At 34.5% G+C, this 17,516-nt stretch carries 19 protein-coding genes, 1 tRNA gene and 1 pseudogene; 10 read left to right on the forward strand and 11 right to left on the reverse strand.

The window, feature by feature from the left end:
- Positions 1-298: 298 nt before the first annotated feature.
- On the forward strand, positions 299-496 hold the full coding sequence (locus NST63_RS22495) for a hypothetical protein (RefSeq protein ID WP_212943905.1): 198 nt from the start codon (positions 299-301) through the stop codon (positions 494-496).
- 118 nt (positions 497-614) lie between these two features.
- The gene (locus tag NST63_RS22500) at positions 615-1,853 is read left to right on the forward strand and encodes an ATP-binding protein (protein ID WP_212943903.1); all 1,239 of its coding nucleotides are present in this window, start codon (positions 615-617) and stop codon (positions 1,851-1,853) included.
- A 196-nt stretch (positions 1,854-2,049) separates the two neighbouring features.
- Here the strand turns inward: NST63_RS22500 and NST63_RS22505 are convergent, their stop codons facing one another.
- The 10 genes and pseudogenes from NST63_RS22505 to NST63_RS22550 form a co-directional block, all read right to left on the reverse strand.
- A complete protein-coding gene (locus NST63_RS22505; RefSeq protein ID WP_169792979.1) occupies positions 2,050-2,211 on the reverse strand; it encodes a hypothetical protein in 162 nt (53 codons plus the stop codon).
- Between the two features lie 46 nt (positions 2,212-2,257).
- The gene (locus NST63_RS22510) at positions 2,258-3,025 is read right to left on the reverse strand and encodes a hypothetical protein (RefSeq protein ID WP_212943901.1); all 768 of its coding nucleotides are present in this window, start codon (positions 3,023-3,025) and stop codon (positions 2,258-2,260) included.
- Entirely contained in the window at positions 3,009-3,536 is a 528-nt protein-coding gene (locus tag NST63_RS22515) for an RNA polymerase sigma factor (RefSeq protein WP_212943899.1), read from the reverse strand. The genes NST63_RS22510 and NST63_RS22515 overlap by 17 nt, the downstream gene beginning before the upstream one ends.
- 448 nt (positions 3,537-3,984) lie before the next feature.
- Positions 3,985-4,515: pseudogene (locus NST63_RS22520) on the reverse strand (N-acetylmuramoyl-L-alanine amidase family protein); the annotation flags it as partial.
- A gap of 562 nt (positions 4,516-5,077) precedes the next feature.
- A complete protein-coding gene (dhaM, locus tag NST63_RS22525) occupies positions 5,078-5,452 on the reverse strand; it encodes a dihydroxyacetone kinase phosphoryl donor subunit DhaM (RefSeq protein WP_306420366.1) in 375 nt (124 codons plus the stop codon).
- Entirely contained in the window at positions 5,449-6,072 is a 624-nt protein-coding gene (dhaL, locus tag NST63_RS22530; protein ID WP_212943895.1) for a dihydroxyacetone kinase subunit DhaL, read from the reverse strand. Before dhaL ends, dhaM begins: the two co-directional genes overlap by 4 nt.
- A gap of 26 nt (positions 6,073-6,098) precedes the next feature.
- Entirely contained in the window at positions 6,099-7,094 is a 996-nt protein-coding gene (dhaK, locus tag NST63_RS22535; RefSeq protein WP_341043782.1) for a dihydroxyacetone kinase subunit DhaK, read from the reverse strand.
- Positions 7,095-7,395: 301 nt separating this feature from the next.
- Positions 7,396-8,889, reverse strand: coding sequence for a glycerol kinase GlpK (gene glpK, locus NST63_RS22540; RefSeq protein WP_341043783.1), 1,494 nt, complete (start codon positions 8,887-8,889; stop codon positions 7,396-7,398).
- 12 nt (positions 8,890-8,901) lie between these two features.
- Positions 8,902-9,717: an MIP/aquaporin family protein gene (locus NST63_RS22545; RefSeq protein WP_212943890.1), complete on the reverse strand. Its 816-nt coding sequence runs from the start codon at positions 9,715-9,717 to the stop codon at positions 8,902-8,904.
- Positions 9,718-9,918: 201 nt separating this feature from the next.
- Entirely contained in the window at positions 9,919-10,464 is a 546-nt protein-coding gene (locus NST63_RS22550) for a glycerol-3-phosphate responsive antiterminator (protein WP_058003038.1), read from the reverse strand.
- 310 nt (positions 10,465-10,774) lie between these two features.
- On the opposite strand from NST63_RS22550, the gene NST63_RS22555 reads away from it, so the two are divergent.
- The 8 genes from NST63_RS22555 (at position 10,775) to NST63_RS22590 (ending at position 16,444) form a co-directional block, all read left to right on the forward strand.
- Positions 10,775-11,221 carry a DUF1641 domain-containing protein gene (locus tag NST63_RS22555; RefSeq protein WP_058003039.1) on the forward strand — a complete coding sequence of 149 codons (447 nt, stop codon included), beginning with the start codon at positions 10,775-10,777 and terminating at the stop codon, positions 11,219-11,221.
- A 26-nt stretch (positions 11,222-11,247) separates the two neighbouring features.
- On the forward strand, positions 11,248-12,426 hold the full coding sequence (locus NST63_RS22560) for an NAD(P)/FAD-dependent oxidoreductase (protein ID WP_058003040.1): 1,179 nt from the start codon (positions 11,248-11,250) through the stop codon (positions 12,424-12,426).
- Positions 12,427-12,569: 143 nt separating this feature from the next.
- Positions 12,570-12,642: transfer RNA gene (locus tag NST63_RS22565), tRNA-Arg, on the forward strand.
- Positions 12,643-12,899: 257 nt separating this feature from the next.
- Positions 12,900-13,415 carry a DUF3189 family protein gene (locus NST63_RS22570; protein WP_212943799.1) on the forward strand — a complete coding sequence of 172 codons (516 nt, stop codon included), beginning with the start codon at positions 12,900-12,902 and terminating at the stop codon, positions 13,413-13,415.
- A 572-nt stretch (positions 13,416-13,987) separates the two neighbouring features.
- Positions 13,988-14,164 (forward strand): hypothetical protein, encoded by a 177-nt coding sequence (locus NST63_RS22575; RefSeq protein ID WP_212943797.1) that lies wholly within the window; start codon positions 13,988-13,990, stop codon positions 14,162-14,164.
- A 75-nt stretch (positions 14,165-14,239) separates the two neighbouring features.
- Positions 14,240-14,812 carry a GNAT family N-acetyltransferase gene (locus NST63_RS22580; protein WP_242598177.1) on the forward strand — a complete coding sequence of 191 codons (573 nt, stop codon included), beginning with the start codon at positions 14,240-14,242 and terminating at the stop codon, positions 14,810-14,812.
- 49 nt (positions 14,813-14,861) lie between these two features.
- Entirely contained in the window at positions 14,862-15,014 is a 153-nt protein-coding gene (locus NST63_RS22585) for a hypothetical protein (protein ID WP_212943793.1), read from the forward strand.
- Between the two features lie 107 nt (positions 15,015-15,121).
- A complete protein-coding gene (locus tag NST63_RS22590) occupies positions 15,122-16,444 on the forward strand; it encodes a bifunctional folylpolyglutamate synthase/dihydrofolate synthase (protein WP_341043784.1) in 1,323 nt (440 codons plus the stop codon).
- Here NST63_RS22590 and NST63_RS22595 read toward each other — a convergent pair.
- Positions 16,420-17,481, reverse strand: a complete 1,062-nt coding sequence (locus tag NST63_RS22595) for a diguanylate cyclase (RefSeq protein WP_341043785.1) — start codon at positions 17,479-17,481, stop codon at positions 16,420-16,422. The genes NST63_RS22590 and NST63_RS22595 overlap by 25 nt on opposite strands.
- Between the last annotated feature and the right edge of the window lie 35 nt (positions 17,482-17,516).

The following is a 17,516-nucleotide window of genomic DNA, read 5'->3' on the forward strand; positions in this document are numbered from 1 at the left end:
TATTAATCATCCATTTTAGTAATAATAATCCAACCACAAAAAAATCTTCAGTCTGTATACTAGGATGTTTTCGTATAGTGAGTGTATTGCTTTTATTTAAGCCCTACTTCCGAATTTTTACAGCTAATAATGACTTCAAGTTTTTTTAAGAATGAAAAGAGTGATGTTTTCAACCTATTTTATTCGTTAAAACTTTATCTACCTAGCAACAATGAATGAAAAAAAAACCTTATATTAACATCTATTTTAGTCAATCCTCTTGATAGTTATGGAAAAATAAAATAAGGAGTGTTCTCCTATGAGTAAAGACATTCTTGCTCAAATCTTTCAATCATTAACCATTCATTTGTATCTAAAATTAATAGTATTTGTTTTTATTTTATATGTGTTTGATTGGATCATTACCGAAGTATGTAAAACAAAGAGTAAAAAATTTCGCACATTAAGTATTGAAATTTTAGGCTTGCTTTTTATCATTTATATTATGTTGTACTAATTTTTATAAAATTTATAAAATTCGAACCAATAGTGGTATAATAGTCGTACATAATGGTTGATATTGATAAACTCGTTACCCATATTCCAACGTACCCTTATCGAAAGAGGATTTGAATATGAAAAGAAATGCTCAAATAATACTAGTCTCTATCTCCATTTTATTTTCTTTGGTTCAGGCAATTTTTTTCGGAGAGTACCATTTTCTGGATATTACTGAATGTTTAGTCGCAACTCTCATCGCTTGGATTGTTGGATGGCAATACGATAAATTAAGATTATTTGCTAAGGAAAGAAAAAAAAGCGAGCAAAATTATAAAAAATTAATAGAGTGGCTCCCCAAGCCTGTAATTATTCATCAAGATAGTATCATTCTATTTGTAAATAAAGCTGCAGAAAAAATGATCGCTGCTCACAACAAAAATGAACTTATCGGTAGATCTATATTTGATTTTCTAATATTTGATAGTAACAACGATATAAAGGAGATTAGAAAAGGGCTACAGAAAAATGTAGCAACATCAAGTATTGTTGTGAGATTAAAAAGACTCGATGGTAAAATCATCTTTTTTGAAGTAACATCCGAATGGTCCCAATATGAAGGAAAAGAAATTATCCTTTCGATTGGAAAAGATGTCACAGATGATAAAAAACAAACAGATTCCCTACTACTAAAGTCTGAAAAACTAGCGCTCGTAGGGCAAATGGCGGCTGGAATAGCCCATGAGATTCGGAATCCGCTTACTTCTATAAAAGGCTTTATTCAATTATTTCGTTCAAATACCTATCAAAAAGAGTATTATGATATCGTTTTATCAGAATTAGAACGGATTAATCATATCCTAGGTGAATTCCTTGTTTTAGCTAAACCAACAATTACTGTCTTTGAAGAAAATGAACTCGAACCATTAATTAAAGATGTCGTCACTTTAGTAAATACCCAATCAATAATCAATGGTGCGGAAATCATCGTTGAAATCAGTCCCGAACTGCCTACTATTTTATGTGAGAAAAACCAATTAAAACAAGTCCTTATCAATCTTTTAAAAAATGCAATTGAAGCGATGCCAAATGGAGGATTAATTAAAATAAATGCTCAAATGAAGAGTCCAAACCAAATTTCCATCTCTGTAAGTGACCATGGAGTAGGAATCCCTAAAGAACGAATTCCTACACTTGGTGAACCTTTTTATACAACTAAGGAAAAGGGAACAGGTCTTGGTCTAATGACCTGCTTCAAAATTATTGAAAGTCATCATGGAGAATTAATAATTGAAAGTGAAGAAGGTATAGGGACGACAATCGAAATCATATTACCAATAAGTTTTCAACCCTTTTTCAGTACACTAAGTTCCTAAAAACCGAAAGCCTTTTACGAGCATAACAGAGAATTTAATAAGTGGATGATACTAAAGTCCATTCTTTTATTGTGAAGAGGTCATTAAGCCTTAAGGCTAGGTTTTGAAGCAATTTTATTATTTAAAAGGAAGAGAGGAGCTAACCATTATCGGGGATTCCCTTAATAGACAGCTCCTTCCTTCCTAATTATTTACTTCAACTCTCTACATCTTTTATTAAAATATAATGATTATGCAAAGTTCCCTTGGATGTAGAAACGCCATTTCCTAGAAATATTCTCTCATTTTTAATTCCAGTGACCATTGCCATCGTATCCTTTTCCTTTTGTTTATATATTTGTCCAACCTTTATTTCCATACAATCCCTCCTATCTTCTATTAGTATCCATTAGAATTGAAGAAATTTATTCATGAAATTGAATTTGTTCGGCTAGCTGGATTAACGGCTCCACTTTAGAATCCGGTTGGTGTATATATCCATATTCCACACTATAAATATAATTTGCTGTCACTAAAAATAATTCCGGTGCTAATCCCTCCTTATTTTCCCATAGTACTGCTTTTTTTCCGGATATATTCAATTCCTTTGTATTTGCCTTTTTATATGCTAGCTTTTCCTTAATTACTTCATCAATGGAGGATATAGTAGGTTTTGGCTTAATCATGAGATAATTCCCATCATTACCATAGGAATAAAACACTTCTACATTAGTCAATCCAGTAGAATAAGAAATTGAACTTAAATCTGTGATATTTGGAATTACTTCTTTCAAATCAATTGGAATAGTTGCTTCATTAGAAATTATCATCGATGTTTTCCCATTAAATGTTATGGGATCCCCAATCTGTATTTTTTTGAATGCTGTTTGATGTTTATTATTCTCATTAGCGACTTGTTGCATATGTAATTCTTCAGTTGTTTTTGGATCTGCCATTTGTAACCCCTTATTTTTTTCTACCAAATCGTAGCTAAAAATTGTTAGTATTAGAATGGCAATAGCAGTTGAAGTATAAACAAACAAATTTTTCATTCTCGTTCGAATACTCAACCTTTTCATATCCTCCATTACTTTTTTATGCAAATGTCTACTTCTGTTCTCGTCCCAAATAATTTCTGAATCTAATTTTTCCAAGTATCCATCATAGACACTTTCGTCATACTGTTTTTTCATTCAGAAAAGCCTCCTTTAACATTTTTTCCTCTAATGCAGGAATGGCCCGGAAAAGTGTTGATTTCACCCTGCTCTCAGACCAATTCAAAATCTTAGATGTTTCCTCAATTGAAAACCCTTTAATTTTGCGCAAAATAATAACTTCCCTATATGAACTTTTGAGTTCCCCTAATGCTCGATAAATCTCTTTTGATGTTTCTTTTATTTGGACAATCTCTTCAGGCAGAGGACCCTTATCCTTATTGAAATGTAAGATTTCTTTAAACATCATAAGAGGTTTCCTTTTTCTCAATTCATCTACTGTAACATTATGACTAATACTAAATAACCAAGTTTTTGGGCTAGATTCCCCTTTAAATGCATGATAATTCAAATATGCTTTGACAAAGGTTTCATGTGTTAAATCTTCTGCTAACTGATAATCCTTTACCATCAATAGAATGTATTTAAAAATTGCATCCCCATACTCCAAATACCATTCCTCAATATCATGTTTCCTCCCATTCCTCAACTTTCCCCCTCCTATTCTGTTTGAAATTCTATATTTAGACGGAAATAATTTAAAAAAGTTTTAAAATTTATAAAATTCTTTTTTGTACCACTATACCTTCATTATAATAAAAAGGGACCTGCTTAAACGGGTCCCTAACAAATGGTTAGTAAAAAAATAAAGATGTATTTTCCAACAATAGGTTTATTAAGAAAATGCAAAAAAACACAGTCTACTTTAACTGTTTTTCCATTGGTGGTTTCGTATCGTTCGTTGCTTTGCAAAAGTCCAACTGCCGGCTTTTACACCCAATAAAGGATTCATTCGCATTATGATGTTTGCAGCTCTTTTCTCAATAAAATGTAAGGTGCAGCGTTCTTTAGCTTTCGTTAAAACTTTCTTTAAATAGCAACAAACCGTGAGAAAAGAGCCTTTGAAAAATACTTTCTTATTTTCGGTATCATTATTTCAGATTAAAGGCTTTTGCAAGGCCATACACATGACCTCTTGCAACATCATCCAGCCATGTCTCATCTTTCATTTTTCTTGCATCTACTTCATTATCAATAAAGCCGTTTTCAGTTAAGACAGCAGGCATGTTAGATTCTCTTAACACATGGAAATCCGCTTGCCTCCTACCTCTGTCTTTCAGCTTATTAATATTCATTACTTCTTCATGTAGTAATTTATGATAAATGGTTGTTGGGCGACCTACCTTTGGATAAACATAGCTTTCAAAGCCTGTTCCTCCTCCGGAATTAATATGAATGGATAAGTAAAAATCTGCCCCCCATTTATTTGCTTCATTTGTTCGGGATGTTAGACTAACCGTTTGATCTTTTGTTCTACTCATCTTTATTGATACATTTTGATACTCATTTCGAAAAATATCCCTAATTTTCGATGCAATTAATAATGTTATATTTTTTTCAAGTAGACCATTAGCGGAAGCACCTGAATCACTTCCCCCATGTCCGGGATCAATGTATAATTTGAACATTCTGATTCCTCACCTCCCTTAAATTATTTAATGCTTGTTTTTAATAATTTGTGAAGGCTAGTCTCATAGTAAATTCATTTGTTTTTGTAAGGCGATTCATTGTCATTTGATTGAAGTTCATTTTTTAAGCTCTTTTATAATTTGTGTCAAAATTGTTTCTCATCTAATTATCATCTTTCTTTCATATTTTTTTAGGATTTTTAGTTTAATATTTTATTCACAAGGACAAGCAAGGCTTTCCTAATACTAGACTCCCCCTAATTTCAGTCTAGTGAACCTCCTTTTTATTTTATATATACCCGACCTAATTTTGGTCGGGATTTTCATTTCTCCAGACTCTTTTTTAGAAGAGGCTGTTTTCGTATGATTTGTTTCTTTTGAAGGAGAAGTCAGCGGTTTTTATATGTTTGAAGGTCTTTTCTCATTGAAATGATGGACGAATGTTTTCAACCGATTTTTATTTAACACTTTACCTAAATAAAAACAATATGTGAGAAATTTAAGCCTTAGAAAAAAGAACCTCTGTCTATAACAGAAGTTCTCTACTTATAAATATATTTTTTTAACAATTTTTTAAGCTCTCAAGAATTTGATCAATCTCTTTACCCATTCCAGCCTCTACCGCCGCAATATATGCTCCTTCTACTAAAGGAATATCCGCAGCGATTTTTATATTCTCATATTGTGATATTTCAATTGCTAGCTCTGCATTCATCAATGCGCTTCCCAAATCGTAAAGGAGAATGACACCTTTTGAACTATGTGCTCGTTCTATCGCTGACAGGATTTTCTCCACACTTGTTCCGATCATTTGATGATCTGTTCCACCTGCTAATTGTATCGAAACATTGTCAACCACTTGGGAAATGATCTCTTTAATTCCCTCGACAACCTTTATACTATGAGAAATTAGAACAATTCCCACAGTTTCCATCATATTTCATACTCCCTCGCAACTTCAGCAAGTGATTGGAATAGATAAAAAGAGGAAGCTGAACCAGCATCGATATGGCCAATTGATCGTTCTTTTAAATAAGCAGCTCTTCCTTTTATGGCTAGCATTTCTCTTGTTTTCTCCATAGAATTTTTTGCAGTCCTTTCAACATCATTCCAATTAATACTTTGTTTTTCTTGGAACAGGTTAAGAATGGGAATCCAAACATCAAGCATTGTTTTATTGCCAACTGCCGCTTTTCCTCGTTGTATCATTCCCTTTACCGCTTCATCAATGGCTAGTATAAGGGCCATCCCGTCCACTTTATCTTTCCCTCTCAGGGAGATGGACATTTTCAAAAAAGCAGTGCCGTATAAGGGTCCTGATGCTCCGCCAACCTTAGTCATTAGCGTCAGGGCAACATCCTTCAAACAGTCAGATACCGTTTCATAGCTTGTTACAGAAATTTTATTCACTACTTCTTGAAATCCTCTAGACATATTAATACCGTGATCACCATCACCTATTGCCTGATCAAGTTCAGTCAAATACTCTTTGTTTGCTTGAACTTTTTCATTCATTTTTTCCATCCATTTTAAAGTAGCATTTACTGTTAAATTCATTTCCTTCCCATCCTTCATATAATCAATTATTTTCGAAATGCAGGGGCAAAGGATTCGGCATCTAATAATTGTTTCAATTCACTATCAAGCTTTAGTAATGTCACCGAACATCCAGCCATTTCTAATGAGGTCATAAACTCACCTACATAGGTTCTATATACGCTTATCCCTTGATTGGATAAGATGTCATGAACCTTACCATTTACTATATAAAGTTCCATTTCCGGAGTAGATCCTAATCCATTGATCATTACAGCAACCTCATCCCCTATTTGTAAAACCATATCGTCTAAAATCTTTCCTGTAAGCTCCTCTGCGATTTTGTTTGCAGTAGCTATCCCTTTCTTCTCAATTCCTGGCTCTCCATGAATGCCCATCCCTATTTCCATTTCCGTTTCATCAAGAACAAAGCTAGGCTTTCCAGCTGCTGGGACTGTACATGGACTAATGGCCATTCCCATGGAACGAACATTTTGTACCACTTTATCTGCTATAGCTTTTACTTCATGTAATTCAGCACCCATTTCCGCTTTAGCACCCACAATTTTATGGACAAAGACCGTTCCAGCTATCCCTCTTCGCCCCGTTGTAAACGAACTATCCTCAACAGCAACATCATCATTTACAATGACTTTTTCTACATGAATTCCATCTGCTATGGCAAGTTCTGCAGCCATTTCAAAATTCATTACATCACCCGTGTAATTTTTGATCACCATTAAGACACCAGCCCCACTATCTACAGCTTTAATTGCCTCATAGACTTGATCAGGTGTTGGGGAAGTAAACACTTCACCAGCTACTGCTGCATCAAGCATCCCTTTCCCAACATATCCTGCATGTGCTGGTTCATGACCACTACCACCTCCACTAATAATTCCAACTTTATTCGGAACTGGAGAATCCTTTCTAACAATAACAGTCGTTCCTTCAATAACCTTCAATTCATTTGGAAACGCCGCAAGTACTCCTTTTAACATATCTTGTACTACTTGATTAGGATCATTGATAATTTTTTTCATGATAACCCCACTCCTTAATAATGATTAATATAAAAAGGCTGTTTTCGTATCATTTGTTGTTTTTGTAAAAGCCCAACTGCCAACTTTTTATACCTAATAAAGGATGGCTTTTCTCCGTGAAATTTGAAAGATGTGGCGGTCTTCAAGCGATAGTTAATTAGTAATCTTTACTTAATAGCAACAATGCTTTGGAAAAAAGCCTATAAAAAGACCACAATCCATCCAAGACAAATATCTTTTGATGCTTGCGGTCTCTATGTCCTTGCCATTCTATTAACTTATAAGAGCAATAATTTCCAAATTACGCTTTAAATGCCCGTGTAGCAGCTACTGCTCTTTGCCATCCCTCATACAGCTTCTTGCTAATTTCTTGATCTAATTTATTTGTAAACGTAGTTTCTATTTTCCATTGCTTTGAAATCTCTTCTCTATCCTTCCAATAGCCAACAGCTAAGCCGGCTAGATAGGCAGCACCTAATGCAGTTGTCTCACTGACTATTGGGCGATCAACAGGTGTACCGAGAATATCACTCTGGAACTGCATAAGGAAATTATTTTTCACCGCACCACCATCGACACGTAGTGTTTTCAGCTCAATCCCTGAATCAGAGATCATGGCATCTAACACATCCTTTGTTTGGTATGCAAGGGATTCTAGTGTAGCTCGAATAAAATGTTCCTTTGTTGTTCCTCGCGTTAAACCAAATACTGCACCACGTGCATCACTATCCCAATAAGGAGTTCCGAGCCCAACAAAAGCAGGTACCATATAAACTCCGTCTGTTGATTCTACTTTTGTTGCATACGCTTCACTGTCAGGAGCATGCTCAAACATTTTCAATCCATCTCTTAACCATTGAATCGCTGAGCCAGCGACAAAGATACTTCCTTCAAGGGCATACTCGACTTTCCCATCAACGCCCCATGCAAGTGTAGTTAGTAGCCCATGATCAGATTTTACTCCCTTTTCTCCCGTATTCATTAGCATGAAGCATCCGGTTCCATAAGTATTTTTTGCCATGCCTTTTTCAAAACATGCTTGCCCGAATAATGCTGCTTGCTGATCACCCGCAATTCCAGCTATTGGTATTTCATGACCAAAGAAATGATAGGACACGGTATTTGCATATATTTCCGAAGATGGTCTCACCTCTGGCAGCATACTTTTAGGCACATTAAGAATGTCTAATAATTCATCGTCCCATTTTAAATCATAGATATTATACATTAGTGTTCGAGAGGCATTTGAATAGTCAGTGACATGCTTTTTCCCGCCCGATAGCTTGTAAACCAACCATGTGTCAATCGTTCCAAATAATAATTCACCTTTTTCTGCCTTTTCTCTTGCTCCCTCAACATGATCAAGAATCCATTTAACCTTTGTCCCTGAAAAATAAGCATCAATGAGTAATCCTGTTTTCTCTCTAAACAAATCATTGTAACCCTTTTCGCGGAGATCTTTACAAATGTCATCTGTTTGCCTGGATTGCCAAACAATAGCTTTATAAATTGGTTTTCCAGTATTCTTATCCCATACAACCGCCGTTTCACGTTGATTCGTAATCCCTATACCTGCCACTTGATCTGGTTCAATATCTGCTTTTCTTATGACTTCAGCCATACACGCCAAAATGGATGTCCAAATCTCGTTTGCATCATGTTCAACCCAGCCCGGTTTCGGAAAAAATTGTTCAAATTCCTTCTGAGCCGTTTCAATAATTTCTCCTTCATGATTAAATAGAATCGCACGTGAGCTTGTTGTTCCTTGGTCAAGAGCTAGTATATATCGATTCATGTATTTTCCCCCTCACAACTTGTTTTCTGAAAGATTTCTATTTTTTAATTCATTCATTAGTGCACCGATAAATATTATGACAATGACAACGCTAACAATCCAGAATGCAATTGTAAACTTTCCTATAAAGATAGCTTTATAAAATAATGCTCCATAAGTTCCTCCAAGGATGGGGCCAATGATTGGAATCCAGGCATATCCCCAGTCAGAGCTTCCTTTCCCAATAATCGGTAATATCGCATGGGCAAGCCTAGGTCCGAGATCACGTGCAGGATTAATTGCGTAGCCTGTTGTTGCCCCTAATGATAAACCAATCGCGACGATTAATAAACCAACAATGGCAGGATTTAATCCTTCTGTAAATTCATTCGCACCAATAAATAATAACCCCATAATAAGGACAAATGTACCAATCATTTCACTTACTAAATTTGAAAGAGTACTTCGAATGGCGGGACCCGTTGAAAAAACTGCAAGCTGATCTCCTGGATCTTTTGTTTCTTTCCAATGTGGGAGATATTGAAAAAAGACAATTACACCACCGATGAAACCTCCAATTAATTGTGCCAGAATATATAGAGGCACTTTATCCCACGGAAACTCACCAATGGAAGCAAATCCAATTGTAACAGCAGGATTTAAATGTGCTCCAGAAATACTTCCTACTGCATAGACACCCATTGTCACTGCAAGACCCCAGCCAATCGCTATAACGATCCATCCTGCGCCTTCAGCTTTTGTCTTTTTAAGGACTACCCCGCCGACAACACCACCACCAAAGATAATAAGAATCATCGTTCCAATCAATTCGGCAAGAAATTCAGACATCATCCCATCTCCCTTTAAGTAAGAGTCAATTTCTACAAGTCAATGATTGGGACATCAAAAAAGACCCAAAATCAATATACTATTTATCCAAGGATAAACAGCTATTGAAAATGGGTCTCCGTATCTCCATCCACCTATTAACTTGTTAGTTACAGGTTAATGCGGAATATCAAGAAAGTCAACCCGGTTTATTAAAAATTTTTATAATTCCCATAATAATGGCATTGAGGTTGTGATTGCCCTAGCTCCCTTACTAAATGCGTATTCAATATCTTGTTTTGTCCTTATTAACCCTCCTGCAATAATTGGTATCCCCGTTTTTTCATATACCTCTTCTAAGATAAACGGCACAATACCAGGTAGGATTTCAATATAATCTGGCTTTAGCGTATTTATCATTTTAATACTATTTTCTAGAGCATGACTGTCTAATGCAAACACTCTTTGAATAGAAGTTACATTATTTCTTTTAGCATAAGTAATCGCGCTCCCTCTAGTGGATATAATCCCATCTACCTTCATATCTCTAATGAGAAAATCTAATCCATATTCATCCGCTTTTAATCCTTGAATTAAATCGACATGTACGAGTACCTGCTTATCCATTTGTTTTGCATGCTTTACTGCATGTAGAAGTAGTGAAAGGCGAGTTTCTAAAAAAACAATATGCTTCTTCTCACTCTTCAAGATTTTATCAAACCCCTTCATACCTCTTATTGCCGGGATAATGCCCTCTAATTGGATCAATTAATCACCTCACTTTTGTCTTATTCATTCATATGAAGAAAAATTTAAAAAAAGACGAGCGTAAGTCATTTTTCAAAGGGGGAAAATAGAAAATGCTCAGTGATCAATTTGTTTGAAAAAACTCTATTTTATGTATTTAAAATAAGGGGTTTTCCAGTTGTAAACGCAATATTTTCCTCTTGTGATTTTATTGATACAATATAGGAAGAAATTTATATATATTTTTATAAAAAATCCACACTAATTAATGGACAAGTATTTAGAAGTGGAGTAGCCTAGTAGTGATGCCTAAAGAAAAGGAGAATTGAAAATGTCAGATACTAACAATCAAACAAACGCTGAGCTTAATGTACAAAAACCTGTTCCTAGCCAGCAACAACTTGATGTGCTTGATCAGTTATTAAAGCCTGAAGTTCAGGAATCCTTAACTGTATTAGTTGAACAATTGCCAAAACTAACAGAACTCGTTACTATCTTAACGAAGTCCTATGATTTTGCAAAATCAGTTTCTACAGATGAAGTACTAAAAAATGATACAGTTGGAGCAATTTCTGAGATTGTAGAACCAATCAAAACAAGTGTAAAAAGCATTGCTCAAACTGCTATCGAAGCAAAAGATCTTGCTGAAGAGAACAATGGTGAAGTAATCGGATTATTTGGTCTGCTTAGAATGTTAAAAGACCCACAAGCACAAAAACTATTCCGTTTCCTAAGTGCATTTCTTCAAGTGTCTGAACAACGTAGTAAACAACGATAATTTCTTTATAGGATGGAGGATAAACTATGTCAAAACATATCGTCATTTTAGGTGCTGGGTATGGTGGCCTTCTATCAGCATTAAATATTCGTAAATATTTAGATAAGTCAGAAGCTACTGTTACAGTTATTAATCAGTACCCAACACACCAAATCATCACTGAGCTTCATCGCTTAGCTGCAGGAAATATTTCTGAACAAGCGATTGCAATGCCATTAGAAAAACTATTCAAAGGAAAAGATATTGATCTTAAAATTTCAAAGGTCACTTCTTTCTCAGTAGACAAAAAAGAAATACATCTTGCAGATAGCACTGCACTTAAATATGATGTACTTGTTGTCGGCCTAGGTAGTGTTACTTCTTATTTCGGAATTCCAGGATTAGAAGAAAACAGTATGGTATTAAAATCAACCAATGATGCGAACAAAATTTTCCGTCATATTGAAGGACGTATTCAAGAATACGCAAAAACAAAAAATGAAGCAGACGCTACAATCCTTATTGGTGGCGGTGGCTTAACTGGAGTAGAATTAGTCGGTGAAATTGTTGACACTATTCCAGGTGTAGCTAAAAAATATGGAATTGATCCAAAAGAACTTAAAATTATGCTTGTAGAAGCTGGTCCTAAAATTTTACCAGTTTTACCAGACCACTTAATCGAGCGTGCTACAACAAGCTTAGAAAAACGTGGCGTTAAATTCTTAACTGGTCTTCCTGTAACAAATGTAGAAGGCAATACGGTTGATTTAAAAGATGGTCAAAAGATTGTTACTAATACATTTGTTTGGACTGGTGGGGTACAAGGAAATCCACTAGTTGGTGAATCAGGTCTTGAAGTGAATCGTGGACGTGCAACAGTAAATGAATATCTTCAATCTGTTTCTCATCCTGATGTATTTGTTGTAGGTGACAGTGCTGTATTAATGGCTCCAAATGGGCGTCCATATGCTCCAACTGCACAAAATGCATGGCAAATGGGTGAACTTGTTGGATACAATGTCTTTGCTTTAATCGCAGATAAGAAATTAGAAGAATTCTCTCCAGTAGATTCTGGAACACTTGCAAGTCTTGGTCGAAAAGATGCAGTTGCTATTATCGGTGGAAATCAAACACCATTAAAAGGTCTTCCAGCATCTTTAATGAAGGAAGCAAGTAATATTCGTTACTTATCTCATATCAAAGGGTTATTCAGCCTAGCTTATTAAGCCTTTCATCATAAACTAAAAAGCAAAGGCAGCTAAAAGCCTATTATGCCTTTGCTTTTCTATTCTTTTTGAGTCTCTAACTTTTCAAAATAAGATAATTCATATATAATATTAGTGTCGTTAAATGAAAAATAATTTATTATGGCTCCGTAGCTCAGCGGATAGAGCGTTGGTTTCCTAAACCATGCGTCGGAGGTTCGAGTCCTCTCGGGGCCGTTAATAAAAACTCAAGAAAGACAAGGGTTTCAGTAATTTTGAAACCCTTGTCTTTTTTGGTCTCTGAACTAATGATAAGAATTGTAACATCTAATGTAGTACAATCGTTTGCAGAATAAGAACAAAAATAATATGCAAACTAACTCTCAAGGTTCATTTGTACCTATATGTTTCAAAACTTTGAGAAATATCCTGCCTATTAAATACAGAATTATTTGTAGTTAACTCACTTTTGAATTTCTTGAAAGGAAGATTTTATGATATATATTTATAACGACTACGGTGGAACCCATACCACCTCATTGGCTGCAGCTATTCATTTGCAAATTCTTAAACCACCATTTACATCTCTATCAAAAGAGGAAATTTTAGCAGTTCCTTATTTTAACAAACTAAGCAAAAAAGATTTCGGTACGTTTATATTCCATGGAAAAGATGCGGAAGGGAACTCTGTTTATACATTAGGTAGAAAATCGCAAAATCTTGTCATTCCTTCACTTTTAAATTTCGGAATTCTTCTATTGAAACATTTCAAAGTGGAGGAACGGATTATTTTTTCTAATACGTCACCTACTGTCCCTTTTTCTATGTCCTTAGGAGGATTTCTCGCGAAAGGAATAAAATTAAATCCTATCGGGGTTCCATTATTAATAATGGGAGCCCAAAAATGTGTGAATCATATTCATGAATTAGTTGAAAATACCAAACGAACCGCTCTTACTCCAACTCATGAGAAAATTATCGTCTTAGAAAATAAACAATATAAAATTTAGAGTAATAAAAGTAAGTATATCGATTTATACATACTTGCTAGATAAAAGGAAACGAAAAAAATAGATGTGTATTATTGTCATATCAAGTTCTTTGTGTTCTTCCCACCAATAAAATCATGTTCATTTAATGGGGTATCTTGTTAATTTTTAAAGCATCTAGATACCCTTTTTTAACTACAAATTATCCTGTGCATTTCTTTTGTGCCCCCCTTGCACACCCTGTTTCGTATCCGCGAATTTTAATCATTAACAGCTAATCTACCATTCGATTTAACTTCACAATATTCCATAAAAATTGAAACTAACTATTCATTCGTCCGTAAATATAGATAAAGGGGAATTTCATTATGCATAAAAAAAAGTATATTGTCTTAATCATACCCGCCCTATTTCTATCCATACTGGGCATACTTTATCTTCCAGAAAGATATAAAAATTATTCTTTCCTAATTTTGGTGGTGGCTTGGACAACTTATTACATATGGATTTATTTTGAAAAAAGAAAAATCCGAAGTAAAACCGAATAATCCGTCCAAAATGGATTAAATTTTCCAACAATGGTGGTGGTATTTATGGAAATACAATTTATCTCAGGTTTACTTCCTATCATTTTTTTGATATTCTTAGTAATCTTCTGTATCTACATTGTCAGATCCATTCGTCGCTCATCAGACATAAAAGCTAGGCAATTAGATAGAATTGAGAAAAAAGTTGACCAACTATTAAATGAACAAAAAAGGACGAAATAATTTACATTAATAATGGTTGCAGGATTTTCTTCCCTTTTGTCGAATTTCATAGTAGAAAAAAGTCGGAGGGTTCTTATGGATGTATTGACAGGAGAACAAGTTAAATTAACTGCACTTCATGAAAGCGATTTAGAGACGATCCTACCATGGTTTGACGATACAGAATTTTCCCATTTATTTGATGCAATGCCTGCCACTCCCCGTTCAAAATCACAATTAACAAAATGGTTTGAAGAATTTTCTGATTCAAACACCCAATACCTTTTTGCGATAAGAAATATACATACTAATGCACTGATTGGATACATTGAACTGGACGGAATTCTGTGGAATAATCGAGTATGCTGGATTGCTATTGCAATTGGCGGAAAAGATCATCGTGGGAAGGGATATGGTTATGAAAGCATGAAGCTTGCATTAGATTTCGCTTTTTATGAGCTAAATCTAAACCGCGTGCAGCTCACTGTATTTGATTACAATGTACCTGCTCTTTCCTTGTATAAGAAGCTAGGATTCCAACAAGAAGGAATTTATCGAGAGTTTCTACAGCGCCACGGAAAGACGTATGATATGCTATTATTCGGTCTCTTAAAGAAGGAATGGAAGACTAGAACTGAAATTAATGAAAATTTAGCGAAAAAATCATGAAATTTCATCCAATGACCTGCATACCTTTTATTAAAAGGGGATGAGGATCATGTTGGATTATGTGATTACATTCGGTGTTCTTATCACAATAATAGGTTTCTCAGGATGGACATTTATTTATGGCATTATACAAGCATTAGATCTTGAAGATGCCAATAGAGTCGATCCATTACCACAGGAACCTGACAATAAGGTTGTCTAATAAGCTTTTTAGACAACCTATTTTTTTCGGTTTGTATTTTCTTGAGATTTAATACACTTATGGTAAAATTTTATCATGACTATCGCAAAAAACAGGAGTTTCATACTATGGTGAATTCACGGTACAATCACGCTCTTAGCTATCTTTCAAAATTTAATGGTCGAACAATGAATCGAAAAAATGGGTTCCACCACCAGATTATGAGAGATTTACTCGAACTATTTTCCATTCATCTAACTGAATTTCAGTTTATTCAAATCACTGGCTCCTGCGGGAAAGGTAGCACTGCACAATTTATTTCAGCTATCCTTACACAGCATTCCTATCCTCATGGACTTTTTACTGGACCTCATCTCACCCATTATGAAGAACGATTTTCATATAATGGAAAAAGGATTGACCGTGAGGATTTTATTACCTTAGTAGAAGTAGTTGAAAATAAGCTTAGCAATTATGAATTTGAACAATATGTTGCTCATATGCATATTATGATAGTGATTGCACTTCTTTATTTTAAGCAACAAGGACTTCAACTAATTGTATTTGAAAATGGAGTAGGAGGAAAAACAGATCCATCCAATGTAATTGATCCACTTATTGCCGTTTTTACGGAGATTACGATGGATCATTCCCATTTATTAGGAGCAACAATTGAGGATATTATTATCGATAAATCCTGTATTATTAAGGAATCTACCCAATATGCTATTTGTGGAATGAATAATGTTCAAGCAAGGAACTATTTATTAAAGATTGAAGCACTTGATGAAACAAAATTCCAATTTATCAATCGTGATTATGGATTTATAATGAAGCAGTCTGATGAAAATGGGAGTATATTCCATTATAAGGGAAATTATTTTTTAATAGAAAAACAACAACTACAAATGCTTGGTACCCATCAGATCCAAAATGCTAGTAATGCACTAGCGGTTAGTGAAGCATTAATAGAGATGGGCTATTCATTTGATAAAGAAAAAATTATGCAAGCCTTAAGCCATGTCCAATCTTCATGTAGAATGGAGCTCCTAGATATAAAAGGACAACCATTCTTGTTTGATGGTGCCCATAATTCACTAGAGTTAAGAACCTTGAAAGAAAACATCGATTCATTAAACATGCCGATTTCAATTGTTATTTTATCTATCTCCTCTAATAAGGAGATTAGTACAATGCTTCGTTCCATTGAATTTCCTAATGCAATCTATGTGTTTACGCCACATCCATTTTTGGAGAGAAATAGCAGTAGCGAAGACATTCATCACACGCTTCGCTCAATCGGAAAAACAAATTATATTTTTCTTAACAACATAGCTGATGTGTTTGATTATGTATTTCATCAAACAAAACACACCGGGATCGTATTAGTTACTGGTTCTCTTTATTTAGTTGGGTATGTAAAAGATTATTTCATCGAACATACCACTTGATTCCTTCCATTCATTTTTGCTTTATATAGCTGTTCATCGGCTATCTTTACTGCATACTCTAGTTTTGAATTGGCTGGAAATGAAGCCACTCCAATTGAAATAGTAACTTGACCTATTAGCTCCCCAGTTTTTCTATAGAACTGGGAGGTTTCAACATCTTTTCTAATCTCTTCAAATGTTTGGAGAGCTTCTTCAAGCGTATCTGTCTGTTTAAAAAAAATGAACTCTTCCCCACCATAACGGGCTACTATAGCCCTTTGCTGTCTATGTTTCAATAAAATCTTTGCAAAATCTCTTAAAACTAAATCTCCAGTTTGATGACCATATGTGTCATTGATCTTTTTAAAATGATCAATATCAATCATAGCAATATATCCACCCTCACGGTTTAAAGGCTTAATTGCTTTTATTTCCTCATAAAATCTTTTCATATTAAACAATTTTGTTAATGAATCATGTTCTGCATTAAACTTAAATTGGTTAAGTAAATGAAGATGGTGGTATGATAGTTTAGTGAAAGCAAATAATATTAATATACTTAATTGAAAAGTCACATAACGCATCATATAAAAGTTTATATCTAAATCGACAAAAAATAGAAACGGAAGATCACAAACTGCCCAAATAATAGTAGAAAAAAATAGCACCTTCATTACTCCAAATTTTCCCCAATGAAAAAAGCGACGGATAATCAAACTTAATATTGCTGGTATGATAATAGAAAAAATAATACCAGGAAATGCCCCCGCCCCACCTAATATAAATCTCCATACACTTGCTATAATGACAACTGGAATCGCAAAAATTACTCCATGCATAACAGATATAAAGGAGATGGGAATGGCCCTTAAATCAAATCGAAATTTCTCTTCTATCAATATAGGAAAATAAAATAAACTAATAACTGTAAGTGAGACAATAAAAACATGTAATACTGCATTCCTTTTCCCTTGCTTATTATTTGCAAAATACAAAGGCTGGAGACATAGATGCATGAATAATATAATTGCTATATTTGATAACATTGTTTTCAGCACTTCTGTAAACCTTCTTCCAAATTAAACAATAACAC

Origin of the sequence: Heyndrickxia sp. FSL W8-0496 (assembly GCF_038007825.1) — a bacterium.
GTDB classification, from domain to species: domain Bacteria; phylum Bacillota; class Bacilli; order Bacillales; family Bacillaceae_C; genus Heyndrickxia; species Heyndrickxia oleronia.